The sequence below is a fragment of the Paenibacillus sp. FSL F4-0122 genome (genome assembly GCF_038002845.1).
In the GTDB taxonomy this organism is placed as follows: Bacteria; Bacillota; Bacilli; order Paenibacillales; family Paenibacillaceae; genus Paenibacillus_AQ; species Paenibacillus_AQ odorifer.
Genome location: NZ_JBBODI010000001.1, coordinates 1060879 through 1087345 on the forward strand (window position 1 = coordinate 1060879; position 26467 = coordinate 1087345).

24 protein-coding genes are annotated in these 26467 nt (G+C 45.4%); 19 read left to right on the top strand and 5 right to left on the bottom strand.

Going from position 1 to position 26467, the window contains the following annotated elements; all coding sequences use genetic code 11:
- Positions 1–7: 7 nt before the first annotated feature.
- On the top strand, positions 8–1696 hold the full coding sequence (locus MHH49_RS04525; RefSeq protein WP_341137925.1) for a glycoside hydrolase family 13 protein: 1689 nt from the start codon (positions 8–10) through the stop codon (positions 1694–1696).
- Between the two features lie 47 nt (positions 1697–1743).
- Here the strand turns inward: MHH49_RS04525 and MHH49_RS04530 are convergent, their stop codons facing one another.
- Both MHH49_RS04530 and MHH49_RS04535 read right to left on the bottom strand, forming a co-directional pair.
- A complete protein-coding gene (locus MHH49_RS04530) occupies positions 1744–2274 on the bottom strand; it encodes an NAD(+) diphosphatase (protein ID WP_076104689.1) in 531 nt (176 codons plus the stop codon).
- Between the two features lie 36 nt (positions 2275–2310).
- Entirely contained in the window at positions 2311–3786 is a 1476-nt protein-coding gene (locus tag MHH49_RS04535) for an amidase family protein (RefSeq protein ID WP_341137926.1), read from the bottom strand.
- Positions 3787–3955: 169 nt separating this feature from the next.
- Between MHH49_RS04535 and MHH49_RS04540 the strand changes: the two genes are divergently transcribed.
- From MHH49_RS04540 to MHH49_RS04570, 7 genes are all read left to right on the top strand, one after another.
- Positions 3956–4801: an STM4015 family protein gene (locus MHH49_RS04540; RefSeq protein ID WP_076296819.1), complete on the top strand. Its 846-nt coding sequence runs from the start codon at positions 3956–3958 to the stop codon at positions 4799–4801.
- Positions 4802–4808: 7 nt separating this feature from the next.
- Complete coding sequence (locus tag MHH49_RS04545; protein WP_076104691.1) at positions 4809–6098, top strand: STM4014 family protein; 1290 nt, start codon at positions 4809–4811, stop codon at positions 6096–6098.
- Positions 6098–6880 carry an STM4013/SEN3800 family hydrolase gene (locus MHH49_RS04550; RefSeq protein ID WP_076129567.1) on the top strand — a complete coding sequence of 261 codons (783 nt, stop codon included), beginning with the start codon at positions 6098–6100 and terminating at the stop codon, positions 6878–6880. Before MHH49_RS04545 ends, MHH49_RS04550 begins: the two co-directional genes overlap by 1 nt.
- 32 nt (positions 6881–6912) lie before the next feature.
- Complete coding sequence (locus MHH49_RS04555) at positions 6913–8262, top strand: STM4012 family radical SAM protein (RefSeq protein ID WP_076273323.1); 1350 nt, start codon at positions 6913–6915, stop codon at positions 8260–8262.
- A complete protein-coding gene (locus MHH49_RS04560; RefSeq protein ID WP_341137927.1) occupies positions 8259–9125 on the top strand; it encodes an STM4011 family radical SAM protein in 867 nt (288 codons plus the stop codon). Before MHH49_RS04555 ends, MHH49_RS04560 begins: the two co-directional genes overlap by 4 nt.
- A 102-nt stretch (positions 9126–9227) precedes the next feature.
- Complete coding sequence (locus MHH49_RS04565) at positions 9228–9965, top strand: glycerophosphodiester phosphodiesterase (protein ID WP_076104695.1); 738 nt, start codon at positions 9228–9230, stop codon at positions 9963–9965.
- Positions 9966–9969: 4 nt separating this feature from the next.
- Positions 9970–11202, top strand: coding sequence for an SLC45 family MFS transporter (locus MHH49_RS04570; RefSeq protein ID WP_341137928.1), 1233 nt, complete (start codon positions 9970–9972; stop codon positions 11200–11202).
- A gap of 65 nt (positions 11203–11267) precedes the next feature.
- Here the strand turns inward: MHH49_RS04570 and MHH49_RS04575 are convergent, their stop codons facing one another.
- Both MHH49_RS04575 and MHH49_RS04580 read right to left on the bottom strand, forming a co-directional pair.
- Positions 11268–12086: a GGDEF domain-containing protein gene (locus tag MHH49_RS04575; RefSeq protein WP_081383651.1), complete on the bottom strand. Its 819-nt coding sequence runs from the start codon at positions 12084–12086 to the stop codon at positions 11268–11270.
- A gap of 77 nt (positions 12087–12163) precedes the next feature.
- Positions 12164–12751 (bottom strand): histidine phosphatase family protein, encoded by a 588-nt coding sequence (locus tag MHH49_RS04580; RefSeq protein ID WP_036680369.1) that lies wholly within the window; start codon positions 12749–12751, stop codon positions 12164–12166.
- Between the two features lie 247 nt (positions 12752–12998).
- Here MHH49_RS04580 and MHH49_RS04585 point away from each other — a divergent pair, with 247 nt between their 5' ends.
- Together MHH49_RS04585 and MHH49_RS04590 are read left to right on the top strand one after the other, a co-directional pair.
- On the top strand, positions 12999–14153 hold the full coding sequence (locus MHH49_RS04585) for a phosphodiester glycosidase family protein (protein ID WP_036680436.1): 1155 nt from the start codon (positions 12999–13001) through the stop codon (positions 14151–14153).
- A 22-nt stretch (positions 14154–14175) separates the two neighbouring features.
- On the top strand, positions 14176–14346 hold the full coding sequence (locus MHH49_RS04590; RefSeq protein WP_341137929.1) for a hypothetical protein: 171 nt from the start codon (positions 14176–14178) through the stop codon (positions 14344–14346).
- Between the two features lie 156 nt (positions 14347–14502).
- Here MHH49_RS04590 and MHH49_RS04595 read toward each other — a convergent pair whose 3' ends face one another.
- Positions 14503–15408, bottom strand: coding sequence for a GNAT family N-acetyltransferase (locus MHH49_RS04595; protein WP_076207683.1), 906 nt, complete (start codon positions 15406–15408; stop codon positions 14503–14505).
- Between the two features lie 1854 nt (positions 15409–17262).
- On the opposite strand from MHH49_RS04595, the gene MHH49_RS04600 reads away from it, so the two are divergent.
- From MHH49_RS04600 to MHH49_RS04640, 9 genes are all read left to right on the top strand, one after another.
- On the top strand, positions 17263–17961 hold the full coding sequence (locus MHH49_RS04600; RefSeq protein ID WP_076100491.1) for a response regulator transcription factor: 699 nt from the start codon (positions 17263–17265) through the stop codon (positions 17959–17961).
- Positions 17958–18956 carry a sensor histidine kinase gene (locus tag MHH49_RS04605; protein ID WP_076104698.1) on the top strand — a complete coding sequence of 333 codons (999 nt, stop codon included), beginning with the start codon at positions 17958–17960 and terminating at the stop codon, positions 18954–18956. The genes MHH49_RS04600 and MHH49_RS04605 overlap by 4 nt, the downstream gene beginning before the upstream one ends.
- 239 nt (positions 18957–19195) lie before the next feature.
- Positions 19196–19966, top strand: a complete 771-nt coding sequence (locus tag MHH49_RS04610) for an ABC transporter ATP-binding protein (protein WP_341137930.1) — start codon at positions 19196–19198, stop codon at positions 19964–19966.
- Positions 19941–21887 (top strand): ABC transporter permease, encoded by a 1947-nt coding sequence (locus MHH49_RS04615; RefSeq protein ID WP_341137931.1) that lies wholly within the window; start codon positions 19941–19943, stop codon positions 21885–21887. Before MHH49_RS04610 ends, MHH49_RS04615 begins: the two co-directional genes overlap by 26 nt.
- 144 nt (positions 21888–22031) lie before the next feature.
- Positions 22032–22988, top strand: a complete 957-nt coding sequence (locus MHH49_RS04620) for a helix-turn-helix transcriptional regulator (RefSeq protein WP_038568975.1) — start codon at positions 22032–22034, stop codon at positions 22986–22988.
- Positions 22989–23093: 105 nt separating this feature from the next.
- Positions 23094–23552: an SRPBCC domain-containing protein gene (locus MHH49_RS04625; protein WP_036679837.1), complete on the top strand. Its 459-nt coding sequence runs from the start codon at positions 23094–23096 to the stop codon at positions 23550–23552.
- Between the two features lie 226 nt (positions 23553–23778).
- Positions 23779–24033, top strand: a complete 255-nt coding sequence (locus tag MHH49_RS04630; protein ID WP_036679839.1) for a FeoA family protein — start codon at positions 23779–23781, stop codon at positions 24031–24033.
- Entirely contained in the window at positions 24030–24761 is a 732-nt protein-coding gene (locus MHH49_RS04635) for a FeoB small GTPase domain-containing protein (RefSeq protein ID WP_038568974.1), read from the top strand. Before MHH49_RS04630 ends, MHH49_RS04635 begins: the two co-directional genes overlap by 4 nt.
- Entirely contained in the window at positions 24739–26148 is a 1410-nt protein-coding gene (locus tag MHH49_RS04640) for a nucleoside recognition domain-containing protein (protein ID WP_341137932.1), read from the top strand. The genes MHH49_RS04635 and MHH49_RS04640 overlap by 23 nt, the downstream gene beginning before the upstream one ends.
- Positions 26149–26467: the final 319 nt, after the last annotated feature.

A 26467-nucleotide genomic window follows, 5' to 3' on the forward strand; every position in this document is an offset into this window, starting at 1 on the left:
GTTATACATGGATAAGAAATGGTGGAAAGAAAGCGTAGTTTATCAAATCTACCCCCGCAGCTTCAAAGACAGTAACGGGGACGGCATCGGTGATCTGCAGGGCATTATCTCGAAACTCGATTATTTAAATCAGCTTGGCGTCGACGTAGTCTGGTTATGCCCGGTATACGAGTCGCCAAACGACGATAACGGCTATGATATCAGTAACTATCAAAGTATTATGGATGATTTCGGAACACTCTCTGATTGGGAGGTACTGCTAGCTGGACTTCATAGCCGCGGCATGAAGCTGATTATGGATCTCGTGGTCAACCACTCCTCTGATGAGCACGCTTGGTTCGTGGAGTCCCGCAAATCGCAGGATAATCCTTATCGTGATTATTATATCTGGCGGCCGGGCCAGGACGGACAGACGCCTAACGACTGGGGCTCCTTCTTCAGCGGTTCGGCTTGGGAATTCGATGAGAAGTCGGAGGAATATTACCTCCATCTCTTCTCGAGAAAGCAACCCGACCTGAATTGGGATAATCCTAAGCTGCGCCAGGAAGTCTACGATATGATGACCTGGTGGCTGGACAAGGGTATTGACGGATTCCGCATGGATGTAATCAACTTGATTTCCAAAGTACCGGAATTACCTAGCGTTGCCCCAGAAAATAACGGAGAACAGCCTGCCTACCACTTTGGAGGCGAGTATTTCGTTAACGGACCACGTGTACATGAGTATATGCAGGAAATGAACCGTGAGGTCCTGTCCAAGTACGATATCATGACAGTGGGCGAAGCCGTTAATGTCACTCCAGAAGAAGCTTCACTGTATGTTTCCGAGGATCGTAACGAGCTTAACATGGTATTCCATTTCGAGCTCATGGACGTCGATTCCGGACCTGGAGGTAAATGGAATGTGCAGCCTTGGAAGCTGGCGGACATCAAGTCCATCATTTCCAAATGGCAAGTCGCGCTGGACGGTAAAGGTTGGAACAGTCTGTATATGAACAACCACGATCAGCCGCGTATGTTATCCCGCTTCGGAGATGATAAGTTATATCCGAAAGAATCTGCCAAGATGCTGGCAACACTGCTGCACACGCTCCAAGGCACACCTTACATCTATCAAGGCGAAGAAATCGGCATGACGAATGTACAGTTTAATTCCATCAACGATTACAAAGATATTGAAATCTTGAATATGTATAAAGAATACTTGGCTGCCGGACATTCGGAAGAAGCTATCATGAACTCCATTTACATTAAAGGCCGGGACAATGGCCGTACGCCAATGCAATGGAACGCCGAGCCGCAGGCAGGCTTCACGACGGGCTCTCCTTGGATAGCCGTAAATCCTAATTACAAGGAAATTAATGTGGAACAGGCGTTGGCTGATCCTGATTCTATTTTTTACTATTATAAGAGACTTATTGAGCTACGCAAGCAGCATGAAATTATCGTATATGGTAGCTATACGATCTTGGCTGAAGAGAACGAGCAGATCTATGCTTATCTGCGTACTCTTGGAGAAGAACAGCTACTGGTTGTATTGAATTTCTTCGGAGAGCCCGCGACCTTCGAGCTTCCTTCCACTGTGAAATTTCAAACGAAGGAACTGCTCATTGCCAACTATGAGGTAAATCCAGAAGAAGAACTAAATACAATTCAGCTTCGCCCTTATGAAGCTCGTGTGTATAAGCTTAAATAATTACCCCCTTGCATGGAAACAACAAAAAGGAGCCTCATGGCTCCTTTTTACTTTCCTCCAACAGCTACCGGATTGACCTGTACCTGTCCCGCGTTCAATTTCTCAATAATCGCCAGTAAGAAGGTTTCGGCTAGGCTGTTCTTTTTAATCGCTCTGGCGGCTTCTTCCAAGGTAAACCATTCAGCATGATCAACCTCAGTACTCACCTGGCTCAAGTCCTCCGAATCTGCAACACCTATAAAATTCAGCATTAGCGTATTGGATGGTGCGAAGTACAAGCTGCGCATATATTCATAAGCGACAATATCAAGTCCTACCTCTTCTTTTACCTCACGTACGAGAGTCGTTTCCGCATCTTCACCTTTGTTCACGTATCCTGCGAGTAATATGTAGTCTGGCCGATTATATTGCTGAATTAATAAAATCTTGTTTTTCTCCCTGTTTAATACTGCTGTACTAATCGCCGTGCTGAAAATAGGGAATCGGAACATTTCACATGCATTACAATAAGGTACCTGCCCTTCCCCATCGGCTTCTTTCATTACTAACGCAGTTCCACATTCCAGGCAATACTTCAAACTGATCGCTTCCTTCTATTCTAAGTTAGCCTAATTCTACTCCAATTGAGGTGGAATCCGGTGATACGTAGCTTGTTCAAACCCGTATGCTAAGGCTATGAGCGTAGGCTCGCTATAAGCTTTTCCGGAAAAAACAACACCAAAAGGTCCCCTGGTCGAATCCCCATCCGCATCAATAATGCCTTGAGATACATATCCCGCCGGAACGGTAACTAATGGATAACCTAAGCGTGCCGCAATATACATGCCATCTACATCACCAGGCAGCAATATCGCGTCTAAACTATATTGTTCCAACACATAATCTATTCCTTGCTCAAGCGCTAATTCCTTGTATTCTTGTCTCTTCTCTTCATAGGCCTCTTCAGTTAATGTTACTTCTTGTGATCTTGTCAGGGTGTCTTGCCCATATTGCAAGGCAATCTCAGCATGTCTTTCATTATAGGCTATCAATTCCTGCAAAGAGTGAATCGGAACGGAATCATCTACTTGTGCTAAATACTGGTTGAGCCCTTTTTTAAATTCATAACAAATCACATCATTATTCCAATTCTGTTGTTCAACATGTACTGTGACAGGATCTACAATGGTAGCCCCTTCATTCTTCAAGGTCAAGATAGCTGCTTCCATAATTGCAAGCCTCTCAGCGTCTAAATGCTTATAATAATGCCGTGGAATACCTATTCTTGCTTGTCGTATAAAGCTTTTATCTAAACTTGAAGTATAGTCTGTATTAGCGTATTTTTCACTTGAAAATGTTGCTGAATCGTTGGCGTCCACTCCGGTTAATGCCCCTAAAATAATTGCCGCATCTGTAACCGTTCTAGCAATAGGCCCAGGGGTATCCTGACTTACTGAAATGGGAATGACTCCAGTACGGCTGACTAATCCCACCGTAGGTTTGATTCCGACAAGAGCATGTTGGCTGGCTGGACCGACAATAGATCCTGCGGTTTCCGTTCCGATCGCTGCTGCTGCCAGATTCGCTGCTACGGCTGCCGCAGGCCCAGAGCTGGAACCACTGACAAATACCGTCCCAGGTCCATACGGATTCAGTACAAGCCCTCCCCGCGAGCTATATCCCGCAGGCATTGTACTAGACATAAAATTAGACCATTCCGACATATTCGCCTTCCCAAGTAAAATAGCCCCCGCCAATCGAAGCTTGGCCGCTACAAATGAATCTTTTGCCGCAATTGATCCAGCTAAAGCTACAGAACCGGCACTTGTATGCATCTTATCCGCGGTGTCTATATTATCCTTCAATACAATAGGAATACCGTGCAGGCTCCCCCGGCTCCCTTTTTCTGCTCGTTCTTTATCGAGTGCTCGCGCGATTTGTATAGTCTCTGGATTTATTTCTAAAATAGAGTTTATGTCTATATCGTATTTATGGATCCGCTCCAAATACACTTGAACTATATCCTCTGAGTTGATTAAACCTGCTTCCAGAGCCTCTTGCATTTTAATTATATCCGTCTCAATAATCCATTCCTGAAGTTTATTCTTCATACGAATAACTCCTTCCAAAAAAATAAAATTGCCTCTAGTATAAACCTACCACAAAATTTCACCTCAATAATATGGAGAGTTTAACTATAGTTATATTCAGCTATTTGACTCCCTCGGCTACAGATGATAGGGTATTTTCGAAGTTAAATTTTTCCGGGAGGGAACACCCATGACGGAAGTAAAGCTTAGCATCGGATACGACGAATTCGAAGAAGGTCAAAGAATTGGCAAAGCAATTGAGAAGTTAAGCAGCAGCGCTGAAAGTGCGTCACTAACCAGCCTAATTATTGGTGATTGGGGGCAAGCCTACGAGAATAGCTCCGATGAGGTTGTGGATGCGCTGGTTACGCATAGTGCAAGCTTCCCTGCTTTACGCAAGCTTTTTATTGGTGAGATGGGTTATGAGGAGTGCGAGATTTCTTGGATTACCCAAAGCGATCTATCACCGCTGTTGCCTGCTTTTCCAGAATTACAATCACTCACCATTCAAGGTGGAAATGAGCTAAGCCTCTCAGAGCTAAAACATGACAAGTTAGAAAAGCTAATTATTATTACTGGTGGCTTGAGTAAAACCGTGCTTGAAAATATTGCAGCCAGCCAATTGCCGAATTTGCGTAAGCTGGAACTATATCTTGGCGTAGATAACTACGGCTTTGACGGAAGCCTCGCAGATATTCTACCTCTTTTAGAAGTAGGAAAGTTCCCTAAACTTACCTATCTGGGATTAAAAAATAGCGAAATACAAGATGAAATCGCCGGTGCAGTAGCAAATGCTCCAATTCTGGATCAGTTGGATACGCTAGATCTATCTCTGGGTACCCTCAGCGACGAAGGTGCTGAATTGCTTCTTGCCAGCGAGAGAATTAAAGGACTAAAAGCATTGAATCTAAGCCACCATTTTATGTCGGATGAGATGATCAGCCGCTGGCAGCAGAGTGGATTGCCTGTCGATGTCAGCGACAAACAGGAAAGCGATGATGAGGAAGACTGGCGTTATCCTTCCATCACAGAGTGACCCCCCTATGCGGCCGATGATCGTTATCGGTATTCCTGGGGATAAACGGACTAGCGGCATTCAGCAAGCGCGTTCCGATCTCGGAATGCCACCCGCCATCATTTTATCGTACGCTGAATTTCTGCAAGGTCAATCGTTAGGTGATCTGCTGGAAGTGCAGAAGCAGCAGTTATCCAGCCAGCCGGCTGTTTATAACGGAATAGATCTCAGTGCGGCTCCCCCGCTGCTGAGATTGGAATCGCCTGGAAGCAGCTTTGAAGTAGAACGTGCCTTAATCGCTCTTGGCGCACCTGATGCCGTTGATGTTGACGATTCGCTGCATCCCTACGCTGAAAGACCTGATCCGCGCCCACTCCGTGTGAAGGTAGCTCATCAATTGAAGGAGATGCAGGGTGTCCTGCATCATCCTTCGCAATGGTTCCGCGGTTATTGCCGCATGCTGGCTAGACTACAGCGCGAAGCCAAAGAGGTTTGTCCAGGTTCGCTATGGTTAAATGACCCCGCAGACATTGCGGCCATGACCGATAAACGTCGGACACAACAGATTCTAAGTGAGGCAGGCATCACTATTCCTCGTCCATTAGGCGTGGAACAGCAGCCTACGGACTATGCCTCTCTCCGTGAGATGATGATATCCCGGCGAATGCACCGGGTATTCATCAAGCTAGCCTTCGGCTCTGCCGCTTCCGGGGTGATCGCCTATCAGCTCCATCCCGTTACAGGTGCCGAAGTTGCCTTAACTACAGTAGGGGTCGAGAATTACATCACCCGACCGCCCATTTACTATAATTCCGGTAAACTGCGGCGGTACACAGATGCCGCCACGATCTCCGGCATTATTAACTGGATTTATCGGCATGGTGGTTATGCCGAGCAATGGATTCCTAAGATCGGCCATAACGGCAAAGCCTTCGATATCCGCCAGCTCGTGGTTCTCCGCGAAGCCTGTCATGCAATTGCTCGTGTAAGTTCCACCCCAATTACGAATCTGCATTTACGCAGCCAGCGGATGTCTCCTTCGGAAGCCGGTCTATCAGAATTCATACAGGAGCAGGTACGAAATACCGCGTTGCAAGCGCTGGCGGCATTTCCCCGTTCTGGAGTTGCCGGGATAGACGTGCTGATATCTGGAGGATCGCAGCAGTGTTTTGTCGCCGATGTTAATCCTTTTGGCGATTTGCTGTACGATGTGAAATACCGTGGCTGCAGCACCTACGAATGGGAAATGAAGGTATTAACCGCCAGAGACTATATTACTCATCCCTCAACACCGCTTATAAAGGAAGGATCCTCTTAATGGATATGAACACTATCGTTGGCACCCATGACATTCTAATGATCACACTCGATACCCTTCGATACGATGCAGCTACTATGGAGGAAGCGAACTGCCCGAACCTGTGCGGAACGGGATCCTGGGAGAAAAGACATACTCCCGGCAGCTTTACTTATGCGGCCCATCACGCTTTTTTCGGCGGCTTCTTGCCTACTCCAGCTACAACGGATAAGACTGAGCATATCCGCATGTTCCATTCCCGAAATACCGGAATGAAGACGCATCCTCATACATGGCTGTTCGATACGCCGGATATCGTGTCAGGACTTGCTGCTGAGGGCTATCGTACGGTTTGTATTGGAGGCGTTATTTTTTTCACCAAAAAAAATCCACTCGCTCGTGTGTTGCCAAGCTATTTCCAGCAAAGCTACTGGCGGATGACCTTCGGTGTGACCAATCCGCGTTCCACAGAGCATCAGGTGAACCATGCCTTGAAGCTGCTAAAAGATACTCCTAGCGAGCAAAGATTGTTTATGTTCCTCAACGTCTCTGCCATTCACGGACCAAATCATTATTTTGTACCTGGTGCTAAAAAAGACTCCGTAGACAGCCAGCGCGCCGCTCTTCGTTATGTGGACGGTGAACTGGGCCGGTTGTTCGATGCGTTCCGGGAACGCGGCAATCCGGTCTTCTGCCTGGCTTTTTCAGATCATGGAACCGCTTATGGCGAAGACGGCTATCAGGGGCATCGCCTTGCCCACGAGACGGTCTGGAACGTCCCTTATCGGGAATTTATTTTATAATATTTATACCAAGGAAAGGATGGAGAACTGATATGACGTTATCGTCCTTCTCTTTAGAAGAGCTTCACAAGTGGAAAGACAGCATTACTGCTCACCCTTACCGTTCTTATCTGTATTCCTATCCACACAAAACGGCTTACAGGGATTTGCAGCCTCCGATGCCGCTAGAAACACTCTGGCGTGATGAGCCTGCGGAATCTTTCTTTCTATATATGCATATTCCATTTTGTGGCGCACGCTGCGGATTCTGCAACCTATTTACCCTGCCTGATAAACGCGCTAATGTTCATGCCACATACGTGGATGCACTGGAACGCCAAGCAAAGCAATGGGCGGAATTCACCAGACATAAACCTTATGCGCGCTTTGCGATCGGCGGTGGAACTCCCACCCTGCTGGCAGCAGATCAGCTCCGCCGCTTGTTCCACATTGCCGTTGATACGATGGGACTGGATACAAATACAGCCTCCATCTCAGTGGAAACTTCACCGGAGACGATTACCGAAGAGAAGTTGAATATTCTAAAAGAATATACGGTGGATCGGGTCAGCATGGGCATCCAAAGTTTTGTCGCTGCTGAATCGGCGGCCATCTATCGCCCACAAAATCCGGATGAGGTGTATCGGGCACTAGAGCTGCTGGGGAAATATGATTTTCCCATATTAAATTTAGATCTGATCTACGGGCTTCCGGGGCAGACGGTCGACTCTTGGCTATATTCGCTCAATCAAGCGATCAGCTTTGAGCCAGAGGAAATTTTCATCTATCCGCTCTACACCCGAGAGCATACGATTGTGAAGCCTGGTGATATCCAGCGTCAGGACGATATTCGCCTAGATTGCTACAAAGCCGCTGGGCAGCTGCTTAGAGCGAGAGGATATCGCCAATACTCCATGCGTCGTTTCGCCAAGGAAGACGCAGGAACAGCTAAACCCATTCTCGATTATAGCTGCCAAGAAGAAGGAATGGTCGGCTTGGGCTGCGGAGCCAGATCCTACACCCGCCATGTGCATTACGCTTCCCGCTATGGGGTAAGCCGTAAAGCAACCGAGAGCATTATTGCTGATTACGTTGCGACGGATCGTTACGATACTGCGGATTACGGAATTGTGCTGAGTCTTGAAGAACAGAAACGCCGCTTTATTCTGAAGGCGATTCTACATAGCGAAGGGCTGAAGCTTGAAGATTACAGCCAGCGTTTCGGTCAATCGCTCTGGAACGATTATCCTGAGCTGTCCAACCTGCTTCATTCCGGTCTTGGGCAGGAGGAAGATGGCATCCTGCGCCTTACCACCGAAGGGATGGGTTACTCTGATTCGATTGGGGATTGGTTTATTTCTGGGGAGATCCGAGAGCAAATGGAAAGGTTCGTATTGCCATGAATGCGGTCCTCTACTACCGCGGCTCCCTCACGTCCTGCAACTATGATTGCCCCTATTGTCCTTTTGGCAAAACAAGAGACAGCGCAGCTACGCTCGCCAAGGACCGCCAGGGGCTGGAAGCCTTTGTAGCGTGGGCCTCTGAGCAAGGTGCGGCAGGTCATCGGCTTTCTATATTTTTTAATCCCTATGGCGAAGGGCTGATTCATCGCTGGTACAAAGAAGCAATGATTGCTCTCTCCAATATGGACCATGTTGAGAAAGTAGCGATTCAGACCAACCTTTCTGCCAACCTGGATTTCGTCTCCCAGATGAATCGTAAAAAAGTGGCCTTTTGGGCCACCTACCACCCCGGACAAGTGCGGGAGGATAAATTTCTGGCGCAATGTTTGACTTTATATGAGAACGACGTTCCATTTAGTGTGGGAAGCGTTGGAATACGCAGTGCTTTTTCAGCTATAGCTTCACTTCGTTCTGCGTTACCAGAGAACGTGTACTTATGGGTCAATGCTTACAAAGATAAACCTGATTATTATACAGCTGAGGATTTTGTCTTCCTTAGCGAGATTGATCCACATTTTTCTGTGAATGCTATGGATTATAAAAGCCTTGGCCAAGCCTGCAATGCAGGAAAAGATGTTTTTTACGTACAGGGCGCTGGGCTTGTGAAACGCTGCTATAAGGACAGAAGGGTCATAGGCAATCTTTACCGTGATGGGCTAGAGGGTCTCTCTGCGGTTAGAAGCTGCCGAATGAAGGTATGCGATTGTTATATCGGTTATATTCATATGCCCGAGCTGAAGCTGCGGAGCATCTATGAAGCTGGACTTTTAGAACGAATCCCGTATGGCGCTATGAATAACTGATTTAAAATTCCAGACAGGGTTTCTTTACTCTCTGTGGAATATGACAAGTAGCCCCCATCTATAGGGGCATAGCAAACACTAAAGTTGGAGGGACAATAACTTATGAACAACATCATTAATTTTGCGCATCGTGGAGCGTCGGCAGTGTGTCCAGAAAATACTATGGCAGCATTTCGCAAAGGTCTTGAGCTGGGTGCAACCGGAATAGAAACTGATGTACAAATGACCAAGGATGGCGGCCTAGTCCTCATTCATGATGAAACTCTAAACCGCACAACAAGCGGAACCGGCTATGTGAAGGATCATACACTCGCAGAACTACTGGAAGTGGACGCAGGCTCATGGTTCGGACCTGAATTCAAAGATGAGCGCCTTCCATTGCTGGAAGATTTATTAGATCTGCTGCAAGGTAGAGATACCATACTAAATATCGAGCTTAAAAATGGCACTTTTTTATATCCGGGCATGGAGGAAAAAGTGATCGCGGCCGTACGGGATTTCAAGATGAGCGATCGCGTCATTTTTTCGAGCTTCAACCATTATTCACTAGCTTACTGTCAGTCGCTGGCACCGGAGATCAGAACAGGAATTCTCTACGGGGAAGGTCTGTATCGTCCTTGGGATTATGCAGCTACGCTTGGAGCGACCGCGTTGCATGCGTATCATTTTGCGGTACTGCCTGAATTCGTCGAAGAAGCTGCAAAGCATGGCGTCGCCTACCATCCTTGGACCGTTAACGATCCCGAGCGGATGAAATATTTAATTGAAGCTGGTGTATCAGGCATTATTACCGATCATCCAGACCTGTTGGCTGGACTTCTGGCTGACAAGGGAGTGTGATGGTGTGAAAAAAGTCTGGCTGCTCGGATTCGGCTTTTTCAGCATCAGCATTACATGGAGTCTGTATAACGCATTTGTACCTTTTTTCCTCGAAAAATATGTACATAGTGTAGCCCTAATCAGCTTCATGATGACGATTGATAATTACTTCGCCTTATTCTTGCAGCCTTGGATCGGCAATCGGAGTGACCGCACGACCTCGCGTTTTGGACGCAGAATGCCTTATCTTATGATCGGTATGCCCTTCGCTGCCGTGCTGACTATGCTGATTCCGTTTCATACCGGACTATTTACACTGCTTTTATTTATGATGCTGATGAATTTAGCCATGAGTTTATACCGTTCCCCTACCGTCGCTCTCATGCCCGACATAACACCTGAAGAGCAGCGTACAAAGGCTAACGGACTAATTAATTTCATGGGTGGATTCGGATCAATTCTGGCTTTCGGCGTGGGTTCGATCCTCTATAAATCAAATCCTGCGCTGCCGTTTCTCGTTGCTGGACTGATTACCCTGTTATGTCTGTTTATCGTATCGCGCTTCATCAAAGAAAAACGGGATGGTGTGAATATAAGCCCTACGCTTCTATCCGATACAGCGGGGAGCCCTTCTGCGACGATAGTTAAGCCTTCCAGAGTCTCCTTTCGCGGCCAGCTGGATCGTACTACAGTATTTCTACTGGCAGCGATTTTCTTCTGGTTTGTAGCTTATCAAGGGGTCGAAACCTTATTCACGTTGTATGGTAAAAACCATCTGGGCCTCAGTGAACAAGAAGCCTCCTTCTCCCTTACCTTTTTCTCCCTTGCCTTTGTGCTGTTCGCTATTCCGAGCGGTTGGCTGGGTGGGCGATTCGGGAAAAAGAAGATCATTATCGTCGGCGTATGTGGCCTGATGACAGTCTTTGCGCTTGTTGGGTTTGCACAGGACCTGCTGGTGCTTCGGGCGTTGCTCCTGACAGGAGGAATCTTCTGGGCTTGTATCAACATCAACTCTTATCCTTATGTTGTTGCTACGGGGACTGAGGAAAGTATTGGTACTCGAACAGGGATGTATTATTTGGTCTCTTCACTGGCAGCGATCAGCTCGCCTCCTTTGCTGGGGCTAATGATTGATATTTTTGATTACTCCATCCTGTTCTATGTAGCAGCGATTAGTATGGCGGTTGCCCTGCTCTGCCTTTTCTTGATGAAGGGACGCAAGCAAGTACCCCACAAGTTTCACACACCGGGAGCCTAAAAAAGCGTCAGCCTTAGACATCTATTTATGTCCAAGGCTGACGCTTATATTTTACATTTAACAAACTAATTTTTAAAAACTGAATAACGACCTGTCCCGAGCTGTTTGGCGGTGTACATCGCTGTATCTGCCTCATGCAGCAGCCTGAAATGATCCACCTTGCCATGACTAATGCTGATGCCTATGCTCGCAGATACAAAGAGGTTGTGCTCTCCCAGCTGATAATGTCTGGTCGTCTTCTCCAGAATCTGCACCGCTAACTGCTCCGCTTCCTTCTGATTGCAGCCTTTAGCTACGATCACAAATTCATCACCGCCTATGCGGAAAATATGGCGTTTTCTTTTGCTGGAGAATTGACTTAACCTTCCTCCCACCTCTTGCAGCAGTAAATCGCCCACATGATGTCCTAAGCTGTCATTAATTGATTTGAAACGGTTCAAATCCATAAACAATACGGCTAGTTGCTCATTTACTTTGCAGCGATCCCAAAAGTGATCCATTCCATTCTTGTTTAACAGCCCCGTTAAGCCATCCTTATAGGCAAGTTCCTTAAGCTGCTCTCTTTCCGCCAAAACAAGGTTCAGCCGTGTAAGCAAAAACATTAAAACAGCTATCGTAAGCGCGTATATCAATAACGGAGTGAAAATCCCCCCATTGACCTCTAGAGTTTCTTCTAAGGATTTTTTGCCTAGCTGATGCATTGCCCACAATCCAACGACGATAGTTATTATGGAAAGGCCCGTATAAACCGCTCTTTGTTTTGGTTCCTTACTAGCAACATCCCGGTAAAATCTCAATACTAAATAACCTACAACCCCTGCGATGATAATGGACATTAACGTTTGTAAATAAATCTGAACCTCTACCACCTTTAATTCGCACATCCTTCTGAACTACAAATAATTAGCTTACTGTACTGCGATACCAATATATAAAAAAGCTCTGAACATTATCTGAACACTTACTCTTTCTCCAAATGCCGCGCACAATTATATAACTCGCAGTTCCAGGAGCCATCCGATTCGGATTTTGTTATTCGCGTAATTGACGTATTGTTCAATAATACTGTGCCGTCCAGTTCTGGAAGTAGTCTTCTAAGGCTACTGCGTAAAATTGCACCATGGCTAACGATCAGAATATGGCTGCCTGGATGTCTCGCCGCAATCTCTTCAATCACTTCGCTGCCTCTGAGCTCGCTGGCTTCTGGAGTTTCCAAACCCAAATCTAACGTCTTCCAATCGGTTCCCCATCGTTCAATCCGCTCTTGCTGCGTAGTTCCTTCAATAAGTCCCGCATACATCTCTCGAATGCCCGGCACTAAACCCGTGATCTCAAGGCCTAATCTTTCTGCAATAACCTCTGCCGTTTGCCGCGCTCTGAGTAAATCACTTGAATATATGTAATCCCATTGTTCTGTGCTAAGTCGTTCAGCCAGTAGTTGTGCCTGTTGCAGGCCTTCAGCATCCAATGAATTATCCGTATGCCCTTGCACTCTGCCTTCTTTATTCCACGCGGTACTTCCATGGCGAATTAAACCTATTGTAGTCATAAAAATCTCCTTTTTAGCTAATGAGTCTAGTGGCAGTTGTGATACTGGTTGTAGTGCTAGTTATAGTGCTAGTTATAATGCTAATTTCAGTGCTACTTCAGTGCTAATATAAATAATATAATCTATATTCTATCAGATTCACCCTATGAACATTTAAAAATAAAGGTTATCCAAGTTTTTGAACATGAGGTATAATAAACCTTGTCGTTTTTTACAACAGCTACAAGATAAGGAGTAATTGTTTATGATGAAAAAGCTAGGGTCCACTTTGTTTCTTACCTTCTTACTGCTCATTCCACTTGTCGCCACTTGCCCTTCCACTGTTGGTGCAACACCGCTTCCTAAAAACACCGTCTATGTGGACAAGAATAACCATTCATACATACCACTGCGTCTATTAAATAGCTTCACTGGTATACAATCTGTATGGAATCCTAACGAAAAACGTATAAGCATTACGAATGCAGACACAACCATAACGCTTACATTAGGTCAAACCGCTGCTCTCGTCAATGAAAAGTCGGTTACACTAACTGATCTTGCTTTCAGTGATAACGGCACGGTATATATTCCGTTGTCTTTTATCAGCACAACACTTGGCATTCAATTAACTTGGGATAAGGAAGCCTCTTCATTAACCCTTAAGAGTAATGATATTGCAACCACTGTTCCTGTACAGTCCGGCGCACTAATCAAAGCGGATTCTTCACCAGTTGTCAGCGCTAGTAAAACCTTCAAGGTTGGCGGCAGATCCTTCAAAGCCCAGACGGTTACAGTGTCCCTGCTGCATCCTAAGGTGAAACTTGATGTCGTACTGGCTGGAAATACGGTCGGAAAAGTGGAGGACCTAAGCAGTCTGGCTAAACGTAATAATGCCGTAGTTGCGATTAACGGAACGTTTTTTGATGCCTATACAAAAGGGGCATACAAAGCTCCATACGGTTACATTGTCAGCGGTGGAAAAATGCTTAAAAATAGCTCCGGGGATCGCCGGACGATTTTTACCTATGACAGCAACCATCTAGCGTCACTGATTCCTGGGTTGGATTTCACAAGCCGCTTCGCTTCCGGCTCCATGGAAGGAGCTCTTCAAGCCGGCCCGCGTCTTCTTGTGAACGGCAAGGTATCCCTTAATGTTGCGGCAGAAGGCTTCAAGGATCCGAAAATCTTGACCGGCGGCGGAGCCCGCAGCGCGCTCGGATTAACACGCGACCATAAGCTCATTCTGCTAACCACTGGTGGAGCCACCATCCCACAGCTGGCAGAAATGATGAAGCAAGCTGGAGCGTATCAAGCCATGAATCTGGATGGTGGTGCATCCAGCGGGCTCTACTACAACGGCAAATATCTCACGTCCCCTGGGCGTCAGATCAGCAATGCAATTGTAGTCAAATATCAATAAAATCTCTTGGCCAGACGATTAGTTGCGAGCGCTGAGCTTTGCGATTTGGCTCAGCTACAGCTACTGCTCGGCTACGGCTACGGCTACGGCTACGGCTACGGCTACGGCTACGGCTACGGCTACGGCTACTAAGAATATTGTACAAAATGCAATCAGAGGCAGTTTGCAGCGTATAATTGCTATGGCGGTATGATTGCTGTGCGACGTATGAGATTACTGTGCAGCATATGATTGCCGAGCTTAAACCCAAAAATCCCCTTGATGACTTACCCATCAAGGGGATTTTTCATAATACATTGCCAGTTTAGGTACTGCTGACAGATTCAGAGTTGGGGGCAGCCGGAGCAACTTAATCTGTGTGACCTGAATATTCCCACACCTGCAACCAAACTTCTGTAGTAAAGCCCAATTTCTCGTAAAAAGGCTGCATCGAACCTACATAAACTTTACTAGCTCCGAGTTGTTTTAAACGGTTAAATCCTTCGTGTAGGACCGCCCGTCCCAATCCAAGCTTTCGATAATTAATGGATGTCCCTACAGGCTCCAGAATACCAATTCTATTGCTGCTGTCCCAAAAAATATTACAAAAGGAAACCACTTCACCCGCGTCATTCACAACGCTAAGATCGAGCTGCGGATTATAGCTTGGAGCGTTACTCATATTCCCATAATGCAGCAGCGTGAGCTCTGCCTCCGCCGTTTCTGCATAGTCGAAGGCCATAATATGTCCGAGCGCTTTTGCAGTAACCTCGATCTCATCTCCGCTGCAAATTCTGAAGCCAGAGGGGAGCTCCACAGGAAATTGCTTATCCAATCGCAAGGAGTTTACGCTTTCCTTACCACCCGTTTGATGATACCCCCTCTTACGAGCAACCTCTGCCGCAGAAGTCATATTCTCCGGTATTGGCACATACAGCTCTACGTAACCACCGTTCTCTTCCTCAGCTTTTTGTTCAGCAAAAGCGAACATTTCTTCAAGTAATTTTTCCGGAGGATTCATCTCAGCACACTGAAAATAGAACCCATCGTCCCTGCACACTACAGCTGCAAGCTCTCCATTCTCATACTCCCATAAGCCCACTTTTTGTTCCCATTGCTCCAGCGTTCCACTTCTCGTCTCCTGAAAAAAAACAACAAATTCCCAGCGGTCTATAAGCCAGGTATTTGGAGTCTTTAGCTTACTGTAACTTTGTATAAGAAAATGACGTACCTTTAGCAGATCTTCTGAACGGTAGCTTCTAAAATTAATGTTCATTTTCCGCGCCCCTCTCTTTAATTTCATATTAAGGGGGATGCAAAATGAAGCGTATATCATAATTAGTTATTATTATTTTATACTACCGAATATGATCCGTACGTTCACAAAACAAACATTTCTTGAGTTGAAATTATGAGCTCCACGCATCTGTTAACTGCATTTAGTGCAACTATTTCCTCAGAATGCTCCTTTAAAAGATAGTTAGTTGTATTTCGTGCAGTTAAATTTCTGGTTTTCCTTTAATTGCACCGAATTCACCCTTTTTAGTTGCACGAAGTGCAATTAAATGGCTTCTAATGAGTATCTACGCAGAAATAAGTGTACAAAGTGCAATTAGAGAAAGTTTTGGAGTTCGCGATCTTCTTCCGGAGGAAATAGTCACTGATCAAGCTTTTTCAAGCGATAATTATGAGCTCCACGCATCCGTTAACTGCATTTAGTGCAACTATTTCCTCAGAATGCTCCTTTAAAAGATAGTTAGTTGTATTTCGTGCAGTTAAATTTCCAGTTTTCCTTTAATTGCATCGAATTCACCCTTTTTAGTTGCACAGAGTGCAATTAAATGGCTTCTAATGACCAACTACGCAGAAATAAGTGTACAAAGTGCAATTAGAGAAAGTTTTGGAGTTCGCGATCTTCTTCCGGAGGAAATAGTCACTGATCAAGCTTTTTCAAGCGATAATTATGAGCTCCACACATACGTTAACTGCATTTAGTGCAACTATTCCTCAGAATGCTCATTCAAAAGTTAGTTTAGTTGTATTTCGTGCAGTTAAATTTCTGGTTTTCCTTTAATTGCACCGAGTTCACCCTTTTTAGTTGCACGAAGTGCAATTAAATGGCTTCTATGGACTATCTACGCAGAAATAAGTGTACAAAGTGCAATTAGAGTAAGTTTGTTGAGTGGGCGATCTTCTTCTGGAGGAAATAGTCACTGATCAAGCATTTTCAAGCGATATATGAGCTCCACGCATCCGTTAACTGCATTTAGTGCAACTATTCCTCAGAATGCTCCTTTAAAAGATAGTTAGTTGTATTTCGTGCAGTTAAATTTCTGGTTTTCCTTTAATTGCACCGAATTCACCCTTTTTAGTTGCACGAAGTGCAATTAAATGGCTTCTAATGACTAACTACGCAGAAATAAGTGTACAAAGTGCAATTAGAGTAAGTTTGTTGAGTGGGCGATCTTCTTCTGGAGGAAATAGTCACTGATCAAGCTTTTTCAAGCGATATATGAGCTCCACGCATCCGTTAACTGCATTTAGTGCAACTATTCCTCAGAATGCTCATTCAAAAGTTAGTTTAGTTGTATTTCGTGCAGTTAAATTTCCGGTTTTCCTTTAATTGCACCGAATTCACCCTTTTTAGTTGCACGAAGTGCAATTAAATGGCTTCTATGGACTATCTACGCAGAAATAAGTGTAGAAAGTGCAATTAAGTCTGGATAAGCCGCTTGAGCTAAATTTGGATTGCATAGATCTAGCTGAGTTAGATTTTAGATCAGTTAGTTTTGGATCGATTAGCGGTAGATCGGTTAAAGTTGGATCAGCTAGAGCTATTCAGCTACAGCTAGGTCAGCTAGAGCTAGGCCAGCTACAGCTAGGTCAGCTAGGCTAGGTCAGCTAGAACTAGGCCAGCTAGAGCTAAGTCAGCTAGAACTAGGCCAGCTAGAGCTAAGTCAGCTAGAGCTAGATCAGCTAGAGCTAGATCGCTAGGTCAGGATCAGCTAGAACTAGATCAGCTAAATTCACCTTGATAAATCTAGGTGGATTCTTAAGTTGATCATTAGTACTCTTTTTGCATAATTTTCCTTGTCCATGTTACTGTATTACTGAACAAAGGAGTGAAAATATGGAGACAATTCTAATCATAGAGGACGATGCCAAGCTGGCAAGCTTGCTGAGCACGTACCTATCGAAATATGGGTTCCGTACAATTATTGTAGAAGATTTCAACAGGGTGCTGGAGACTTTTAATGAAAGCTCGGCTGACCTTATCTTACTGGACGTCAATCTGCCTAAATATGATGGGTTCTACTGGTGCCGCCAGATCCGTTCCCTCTCACTCTGCCCAATTCTGTTCATTTCTGCACGGGATAGTGGAATGGATCAGGTGATGGCGCTTGAGAATGGCGGGGACGATTATATCACTAAGCCTTTTCACTATGAGGTTGTGCTTGCCAAAATCCGCAGCCACATACGTAGAGCATACGGTTCATACTCACAGACTCAAGAAGAGCATAAACTCCAGTCTGGAGGTTTAATCCTCTATCCTGAACGATATGTGATCCAATACGACGGGCACACGAGTGAGCTAACCCAGAAGGAAGCGGTTCTACTGGAAGCTTTACTGCTTAAGGAAGGACGAGTGGTTAACCGGGAGCGTCTGCTCGATCTCATGTGGAAGGATCAGCATTTCATAGATGACAATACATTAAATGTCTACATAACCCGTGTCCGCAAAAAGCTCAAGGATCTCGGTCTTGGTGACATTGTGGAAACCGTAAGAGGCGCTGGCTATCGGCTTAATGTCTCTAAGGATACGCCATGAGGCTTTTTTGGAGAGACCAGATCTCACTGATCCTATTCTATCTGCTTCAGATGCTGCTTATCCCTTTGCTGTATTGGCTGTCTGGTGAGAGCAGACCGATCTCTATCATGCTTTATGGAATCGCCTTGAGTACCGTAGTTCTACTGCTATATCTAGGCTACCGATACGTTCAGCACCGGAGATTGTATGCGGCATTAAGCGAACCTATGGACATGCTCCAAAAACATCTTGTTTCCTTAGGAGACACTCCTCTTTCAGAAGCTATCCATGAGTTATTGCAGCTTATTGACCGCCAGTATCAAGAGCAAGTGAATGCGCATGCGCGCCAGATGGATCAGCATATCGTATTCATGAATCGCTGGGTTCATCAAATGAAGACCCCGCTCTCTGTAATTCAGCTTACGCTAAAGGATCTTGAAGAGGAGGCTGCCGCAAGTATTCAGGAGGAACTGGAACGTCTGCGCGGAGGGCTGGAGATGGTTATCTACACTTCAAGACTTGACCGATTTGAAAATGATTTTCAAGTTGAACCGTTACTTCTGCGCAAAACCGTTAGTGAGGCGGTAGCCGAAAATCGCAGACTATTCATACGCCGGGGCATAAAAGTAGATATACAGGTGGATGCCAATCTAGCGGTATATAGCGATGCCAAATGGTTAATGTTTATGCTGGCCCAAATCTTAACTAATGCCGTAAACTATACCTCCGGTTCTGGCAAAACCGTTACCCTCTCAGCTCAGCGTGTGGGCACCGACACTATTCTGGATATTACCGATCAAGGGATCGGCATTTCTCCTGAGGATCTGAAGCGGGTCTTTAATCCCTACTTTACGGGTGACCGCGGACGACATTATCATGAATCGACAGGGATGGGGCTGTATCTCGTCCGGGAGATTTGCAACAGGCTCGAACACAAGGTGGATATTCAGTCCCGGCTCGGGGAAGGAACCCGCGTGCGGCTTATTTTTAGCAACAGTGATCATCTACAGAAATAATATTGAGGGGACTTCGTCGTCATTATTCATGGCTTTGAAGCCTCCTTCTTCTTTATAGGTTACTTATCTCTCAACCCATTCTTCACAAGGAGAAAGGCGAACATAACCTTAACTTCTCTGTAAGGAAACCTTAAGGTAAATCCATAGCAGCTAATCTCTCGATCTTATAAATTATATACATAACCCGTTCCCCGAATAAGGCGGATGAAATCATTTTTGTATTGGAAGGAATGAATGATATGAACGTATTGGAAGTCAAAAGACTTCATAAGGTATACCCCGGCAAAATAGTGACCCAAGCCCTCACCGATATTCATCTTAATATTGAAAAAGGTGAATTTGTCGGAATTATGGGACCGTCTGGTAGCGGTAAAACAACACTGCTCAATATGGTATCCACAATCGACCAGCCGTCCTCTGGCGAAGTGAATATCAACGGCAGCAACCCTTATCTTTTGAATAAAAAAGAGCTCGCCCACTTTCGCCGAAAACAGCTGGGCTTTGTGTTTCAGGACTTCAACCTGCTTGAGACGTTAACCGTCGCCGAAAATATTGTGTTGCCCCTGACTTTAGATAACCGTAAGCTCTCACAGATGGAGATTTTGCTTCAAAGAGTCGCTGAACGCTTAAACATTACCGATATTCTGAGTAAACGCACCTATGAAATTTCAGGGGGACAACGTCAGCGGACCGCAATTGCCCGGGCGATCATCACCTCTCCTTCGATTATTTTGGCCGATGAGCCTACGGGTGCGCTTGACTCCAATTCTTCGCGGATGGTGATGGAATCGCTGGAGGATATTAATCACAAAGAAGGCACCACGCTAATGCTCGTAACACATGATCCACTGGCAGCGAGCTACTGCAACCGAATTGTTTTTATAAAAGACGGCAAACTAGCAGCAGAAATTCACCGGGGAGATAACCGTCAGGCCTTCTTCCAAAAGATTATCGACACACTTTCGTTCTGGGGAGGGAATAGTCATGAACTTTCCTCAATTCGCGTTTAATAATGTACGCCGTAATTCACGCGCTTATTTTGCTTTTTTCTTAAGCAGTGCTTTTATGGTCATGATCTTTTTCTCTTATTCAGTCTTTATTTACCACCCTAGTATTACCAACATCGAGCTGGGTGCGAATTCAGCCTCCGGCATGCAAATTGCTTCTTACATCGTGTTTATCTTTGCGTTCTTTTTCGTTCTATATTCGATTAGCGCATTTCTGAAAATGCGTAATCTGGAGTTCGGCATACTGATGATTTTAGGCGCACGCCCTGGCCAGATCAACAAGCTGATTCTTATAGAAAATATGCTGATCGGACTGCTCTCTATAATAACAGGTGTGTCTTTCGGCATGCTTTTATCCAAGTTATTTTTGCTGCTAAGCACGACAATTATGGGCATGGAGCCACTGCCCTTTTATTGGCCAATGAAGGCGTTAATGATTACCTCTATCTCTTTCATTTCATTATTTCTGGTCATTTCGATCTTCACATTATTGTTCATTCGTAAGCATCAAGTTCTTGAACTGCTTAAGGGAAATGTTAAACCTAAAAAAGAACCCCGTGTCTCCTTATTGTTCTCATTCTTTGGGCTTCTACTGTTGACCGTCGGCGCTCTCGCGATTCGGAAGCAATTGTCCCCGACCTCACTGTTAGTCGCCGCTGTCACAGGTATCGCTGGAACCTACTTTTTCTACTCTCAGTTATCTGTATTGGGCATTCGCTTACTAAAACTAAGACGCAAGCGGCTGTGGCGCGGAACCAATCTGCTGTGGATTTCCGAGATGAGTTATAAGATTAAAGACAATGCAAGAATGCTGTTCCTTGTAACTGTGGTTACCTCGCTTGCCTGCATGGCTTCGGGAATTCTTTTATCGATTAATCAAGCGAACTCAGACCTCTATAAAAAATCCCCATTCGCTGTGAGTTATACGATTTATGATCCGAAGGATGAAGCACCAGATTTAGAGCCCATTCACACTAAATTAAAGAATGCTAAAGTCGAGTATACAGAGAATAAAGTAGATCTGATCTCTGCTTCCATTCAAGGAATCGATAAGGAAAAAATACTTGGAATTGACCTGATCTCCCGCTCACAGTTCAATCAACTGGGCTTACAGATGGATGTATCCGAGGTTGGACCCTTGTCTGAAAAAGAAGCTGTATTACTGCTGAACCCACATATGGATTCACAGAATTATGCTGCTAATCGAGCGATTCATTTGAAGGTTCAGAAAGATGAGGAACTGATGTTAAAAGAAATACGAACACCAAAGGTGCATCCAGTAGATCCAATGGCCACCTCACTTCTAATCGTAGATGACAACTTATATCATAAGATTTCTAATTCAACAGAGAAGTACACGAGACCTTATGTGAAATATCTATACAAAATCCCTGCATGGGACGGTCCTACACCTAATGACAGCTCAGCTGAAGCTGTTGTCACCAGAGACCTCATCCAATGGAATAAAGCTGCTAACAAGGCTAACCATCAATACAGCTCTATACTGGGATCGCGAGCAGACAGCTATCTATCGACCAAGCAGGGAGCCGCCATGCTTAGCTTTATAGGGATTTTTATCGCTCTGATCTTCTCACTTTCATCGGCCAGCTTTCTCTTTTTTAAGCTTCATACTGAACTCAATACAGATAAGCAAATGTATAATGCTTTGTCCAAAATCGGTTTAAGTACTAAAGAAATGTCAGCTTCTGCTACCAAACAGATTTCAGTACTTTTCTATATTCCGATTATTATTGCCACCATTCAGACCCTTGTCGTGATACGCCCGCTACTGAAACAGATTAATATCACAAATGTAACTGTGCCCGTGCTTACTACATCAGCTGTATTTCTGGTTGTGCAAACTATCTATTTCCTTATTGCGAGATCACGTTACATTCATAGTCTCAAGAAAATAATGGTGTAACGACATGTCGAAAAGAATCATAACCCTGGATGTACTTCGCGGCTTGGAACTTATGTCAGCACCAAAAGGTTCTCTAGCTGATCATTAGACAATTTGCTATAGTTAGTGAGCTATTAATTAATGAAGCAAGGAGGTTCTTGATTTATGTCCAAGGCTGATCACATGTTATCCATTCTCTGGATGCTCAAGCAACGGGGAAGAACCGCCGGGGAACTAGCAGAAGCGCTAGAGATCAGTGTCCGCTCTGTCTATCGTTACATCGACGCGTTATGCATCAGTGGCGTACCCATTATCGCGGATAGTGGACCTGGTGGTGGCTATAGCCTTCCGGAACATTTTTCCGAGGCCCCGTTATTCTTTGACTCCGACGAACAGCGTTCCCTCCTGCAAGCCGCCTCCTTTGCGCGGGGAACTGGATATCCTTATGTAGAAGCTCTAGATCAAGCAATCGCCAAACTGAAACGATACAGCAATGCGCAGCAATTAGAACAGATGGAGCGTCATGAGGGCGGGATAGAAACCATCCACTCCCCTGCTGTGCCGCTTCCCCACCTGCTGCAAGAGCTTGAATTAGCGACGGCGAACGGACATACCCTCCAGATGGAATATCGGAAGGGAAACGGGGAGACAATTTCTTCCCGCGCTATTGATCCTTATGGACTTGTACTGTGGAAAGGGCAGTGGTACACCGTTGCTTATTGCCATCAGAGGCAAGGAATTCGGTCTTTCCGAGTCGATAGAATGACTGAACTGAAACGTACAGAAGCTGTGTTTGCCCGTCCTGCTGACTTCTCTGCACGTGATTTTTTGTTAAAAAGCTTGCTGCCAACACCAAATACTCCAGAGAAACTCATAGCAGTAGTCATCGCCGCTGATGAAGGAATCCTGAACGATCTATGCAGTCATTGGCTGTTTGGACATACTCTGGTGCAGCGTATTGACGGACAAGCCCGCTTTCAAGTCGATGAGACCTCCTTACTGACTTATGCGCCTTACTTCTTGTTGCCTTATGGATCAACACTACGAATCCTAGAGCCTTTAGCTCTGAAGCAAAAGCTGTCCGCAATAGCTACCGATCTGGCAGCTTATTATAAAACTTAAAATGATTATTTTAGGATCACTGACCGTAATTGTCAGTGATCCTTTTGTATAGTGTAAATAAGTCTAAGGGAATTAATGATTGTACAAACCAAGGAGGAATAACAAATGAAAGAACTTCACTATGAATTTTATATTGGCGGAACACCTGAGCAGGTATGGGAGACTTTGATCTCTCCGGAAGGTACTAAACAGATTTACTACGGTAGCGTAATCCAATCCACCTTTAAAGAAGGCGAATTGCTGGAATATGTTGGTCCCGGTGAAGATGGCGATGAAACGATACATGTATATGGGACTCTGCTGGAGTTCACTCCACAAAAAGCGTTTCGTTTCACGCATAAGGTCGGCCCCTCCTATCATAAGGGTACAGAAAGATATGAATCGCGTATATCTTGGCTGCTTGAACCGGTGGGTGGAACTACTAAGCTTACGCTTATCCACGATGAATGGCATCCTGATGATCCTTCATATGCTGGCAGTATCAACGCCTGGTGGCAGGTTCTGAGTAATATTAAAACCTTGGTCGAGACCGGACGTACACTTGATTTTGGCAGCTGGTCGTAATTTTACTGCTAATTAGGAATTAAGCTCAACCCTGCGGAAAAGAGCGTACAAGCCCTTTTTCGTCAGGGGCTTTTTTTGCTTAATTTTATTTTGCCTAAGGGAAACATTCTTGTTGCAGGGACAAAGTTGTTGCCATATACTAATGTTGTGCCAGACTACAAGAAATGTTCTAATACACAAAATAAAAACCATAGGCGGTAAAAATATAAATGAAAGAAGGGATCTCATGACTGGAACAACTATTCCTTTATCAGAAGCTGCAAAGGGTAGCACGCTGCGCATCAGCGACATTGAAGTCCAAGGTGTGCTTAGAAGAAGATTACTGGACCTCGGGTTCGTAGTCGGGAATATCGTAGAGGTGTTGCGGCGTAGTCCATTAGGAGATCCTATAGCTTTTCGGGTAAGCAATACGACCATTGCATTGCGTAGAGAAGAAAGTTCTTTAATATTCGGAGAATTAATTGGAGGTGTAGAAGCATGAGTCAGTTCACCGTCGCTTTTGCAGGCAATCCTAACACTGGAAAAAGCACACTATTCAACCTGCTAACCGGCATGCGACAGCATACTGGAAACTGGGCAGGTAAAACCGTCATTACTGCCGAAGGGGAATTCAAACACAATAACCATTCATACCTCGCGGTAGATTTACCAGGAACGTACTCCCTATACTCAAATTCCGCGGATGAAGAAGCGGCTAGAGATTATATTATTTTTGAACAGCCAGATGTGACACTTGTAGTGCTTGACGCTACTTCGCTGGAACGTAATCTCAATCTTGCCTTGCAAGTGCTGGAGATTACCGGACGGGCGGTTGTCTGCATCAACCTCATTGATGAAGCACGTAAGCTGGGCATCGACATCAACCTGAAGAGTATCTCCAAACGTCTCGGCGTACCCGTCGTTGCGATATCGGCACGCAATAAAATCGGGATCGATGCCTTATTGGATCAAGTGGAGCGAGTGGCTACAGGCGCATTCACAGCGCAGCCGTTGCGCATTAGTTACAACGAAGAGATCGAACGGGGAATTGCCGAGCTTACACCATTGGTAGAGCAAACCATCGGCACCAAATATCCCGCTCGCTGGATTGCACTGCGCTTATTGGACGGTGATGACAGCCTGCTTACTTCACTCAAAGAACATATGAAAAGCAAGGATTTACCCGAAGCAAAGGAGGTCATCGGCCATGGAGTCACTGCCTATCACTAAGGGTTCTGACGCTCTAGATTCCCTATTGTCTACCGCAAAAAAGCTCGCTGACGGCGGAGCCATTCGGGATGAGATTGTCAGTGGTATATATGGCGTATCCGCAGGCATCTGCGGGGATGCAGTTACTTATCGGGATAAGAAGAAACTGAACAGCACTTATAAGCTGGATAATATCGTGACCTCCAAAATTTGGGGTTTTCCCATCATGCTCGCCATTCTCGGTGTCGTATTCTGGATTACGATTGCCGGGGCTAACTACCCTTCTAGCTGGCTCGCTACCTTCTTTGGCTTCATCGAAGGATATCTGACAGCGGGATTTGAGGCTCTCCATGCCTCAGCTTGGCTGCACGGCGTGCTTGTGCTTGGCTTGTATCGAGGCACCTCATGGGTAATCAGTGTCATGCTGCCACCAATGATGATCTTTTTCCCCGTATTCGCTCTGCTTGAGAATTTCGGGTATCTGCCACGCGTTGCTTTTAACATGGACCGACTATTCAAAAAATCAGGTGGTCATGGCAAGCAAGCTTTAACCATGTCCATGGGCTTCGGCTGTAACGCGGCCGCTATCCTCTCCACACGAATCATCGAATCGCCGCGTGAACGAATGCTGGCTATACTGACCAACAATTTTGTCCCTTGCAACGGCCGCTGGCCCACGCTGATTTTATTGTCTTCCTTATTTATGGCAGGAGCCGCTACGACAGGTGCGCTTCGTACATTCACCACTGCCTCCGTCCTAATGGGGATGGTTCTAATCGGCATCATTGTTACCTTGACTGTTTCCTTGGTCATGTCCAAAACTGCGCTGCGTGGGGTTCCCACACATTACACATTGGAGCTTCCTCCCTACCGCCGTCCACAAATCTGGAAGACCATACTTATTTCCTCCAAAGATAAGTCCCTTAACGTACTTACTCGGGCTATCGTCGTTGCTGCCCCTGCCGGAATTATCACTTGGATTCTAGGCAATCTGTTTATTGGCGGCGATTCTGTACTGAATCATATGGCTACATTCTTTGATCCGTTTGCACATATGCTCGGCATGGACGGCTTTATCATCATGGCCTTTATTCTTGGACTTCCTGCGAATGAAATCGTATTGCCTATCTTGCTTATGGGCTATATGTCCTCAGGCGCTATGGTTGATATCGACAGTTTAGGCAGTATCAAAGATGTCTTTCTCTCACATGGCTGGACCTGGCTGACCGCACTCAACATGATGCTGTTCTCCCTGCTTCACTATCCTTGTGGTACGACACTCGTGAACATTTACAAGGAAACAAAAAGCATGAAGTGGGCCGTTCTCTCAGCAGTCATTCCGCTGGGTATCGCCATCGGAGTAACCTTTGCTGTCGCTCAGCTTACCCGGTTATTTGGGTGGGTGTGACGAGGGCGAGGTAGGCTTGCGATCTAAACTCAATTGACATCTTCTAACTTTAACTAATTTTATCTGACTTCAACTAGCTTCAAGTAACTTCACAACTAACTTCAACTGATTTCAACTTACATCGCAACTTACTTCACAACTTACTTCAACTGATTTCAACTTACATCGCAAAAATTCATCATTAACTCATTAAATTCACCTTAATCACATCACCCAAATTAACCTTGCTACACGGAATTCACCTTGCTTTACCTTACAACATCTAAAGTTCAACTTGCTTCACTTTGCAACACCCTACAATATCTAGAGTTCATCTTGC

What these genes read in the sequence shown, in the direction of transcription:
- MHH49_RS04595 (WP_076207683.1), bottom strand. Translation starts at nt 15,408, where the DNA reads ATGAACATTAATTTTAGAAGCTACCGTTCAGAAGATCTGCTAAAGGTA.
- MHH49_RS04575 (WP_081383651.1), bottom strand. Translation starts at nt 12,086, where the DNA reads ATGTGCGAATTAAAGGTGGTAGAGGTTCAGATTTATTTACAAACGTTA.
- MHH49_RS04630 (WP_036679839.1), top strand. Translation starts at nt 23,779, where the DNA reads ATGACTGGAACAACTATTCCTTTATCAGAAGCTGCAAAGGGTAGCACG.
- MHH49_RS04640 (WP_341137932.1), top strand. Translation starts at nt 24,739, where the DNA reads ATGGAGTCACTGCCTATCACTAAGGGTTCTGACGCTCTAGATTCCCTA.
- MHH49_RS04605 (WP_076104698.1), top strand. Translation starts at nt 17,958, where the DNA reads ATGAGGCTTTTTTGGAGAGACCAGATCTCACTGATCCTATTCTATCTG.
- MHH49_RS04620 (WP_038568975.1), top strand. Translation starts at nt 22,032, where the DNA reads ATGTCCAAGGCTGATCACATGTTATCCATTCTCTGGATGCTCAAGCAA.
- MHH49_RS04585 (WP_036680436.1), top strand. Translation starts at nt 12,999, where the DNA reads ATGAAAAAGCTAGGGTCCACTTTGTTTCTTACCTTCTTACTGCTCATT.
- MHH49_RS04550 (WP_076129567.1), top strand. Translation starts at nt 6,098, where the DNA reads ATGGATATGAACACTATCGTTGGCACCCATGACATTCTAATGATCACA.
- MHH49_RS04535 (WP_341137926.1), bottom strand. Translation starts at nt 3,786, where the DNA reads ATGAAGAATAAACTTCAGGAATGGATTATTGAGACGGATATAATTAAA.
- MHH49_RS04525 (WP_341137925.1), top strand. Translation starts at nt 8, where the DNA reads ATGGATAAGAAATGGTGGAAAGAAAGCGTAGTTTATCAAATCTACCCC.
- MHH49_RS04540 (WP_076296819.1), top strand. Translation starts at nt 3,956, where the DNA reads ATGACGGAAGTAAAGCTTAGCATCGGATACGACGAATTCGAAGAAGGT.
- MHH49_RS04615 (WP_341137931.1), top strand. Translation starts at nt 19,941, where the DNA reads ATGAACTTTCCTCAATTCGCGTTTAATAATGTACGCCGTAATTCACGC.
- MHH49_RS04600 (WP_076100491.1), top strand. Translation starts at nt 17,263, where the DNA reads ATGGAGACAATTCTAATCATAGAGGACGATGCCAAGCTGGCAAGCTTG.
- MHH49_RS04610 (WP_341137930.1), top strand. Translation starts at nt 19,196, where the DNA reads ATGAACGTATTGGAAGTCAAAAGACTTCATAAGGTATACCCCGGCAAA.
- MHH49_RS04560 (WP_341137927.1), top strand. Translation starts at nt 8,259, where the DNA reads ATGAATGCGGTCCTCTACTACCGCGGCTCCCTCACGTCCTGCAACTAT.
- MHH49_RS04565 (WP_076104695.1), top strand. Translation starts at nt 9,228, where the DNA reads ATGAACAACATCATTAATTTTGCGCATCGTGGAGCGTCGGCAGTGTGT.
- MHH49_RS04635 (WP_038568974.1), top strand. Translation starts at nt 24,030, where the DNA reads ATGAGTCAGTTCACCGTCGCTTTTGCAGGCAATCCTAACACTGGAAAA.
- MHH49_RS04555 (WP_076273323.1), top strand. Translation starts at nt 6,913, where the DNA reads ATGACGTTATCGTCCTTCTCTTTAGAAGAGCTTCACAAGTGGAAAGAC.
- MHH49_RS04625 (WP_036679837.1), top strand. Translation starts at nt 23,094, where the DNA reads ATGAAAGAACTTCACTATGAATTTTATATTGGCGGAACACCTGAGCAG.
- MHH49_RS04580 (WP_036680369.1), bottom strand. Translation starts at nt 12,751, where the DNA reads ATGACTACAATAGGTTTAATTCGCCATGGAAGTACCGCGTGGAATAAA.
- MHH49_RS04545 (WP_076104691.1), top strand. Translation starts at nt 4,809, where the DNA reads ATGCGGCCGATGATCGTTATCGGTATTCCTGGGGATAAACGGACTAGC.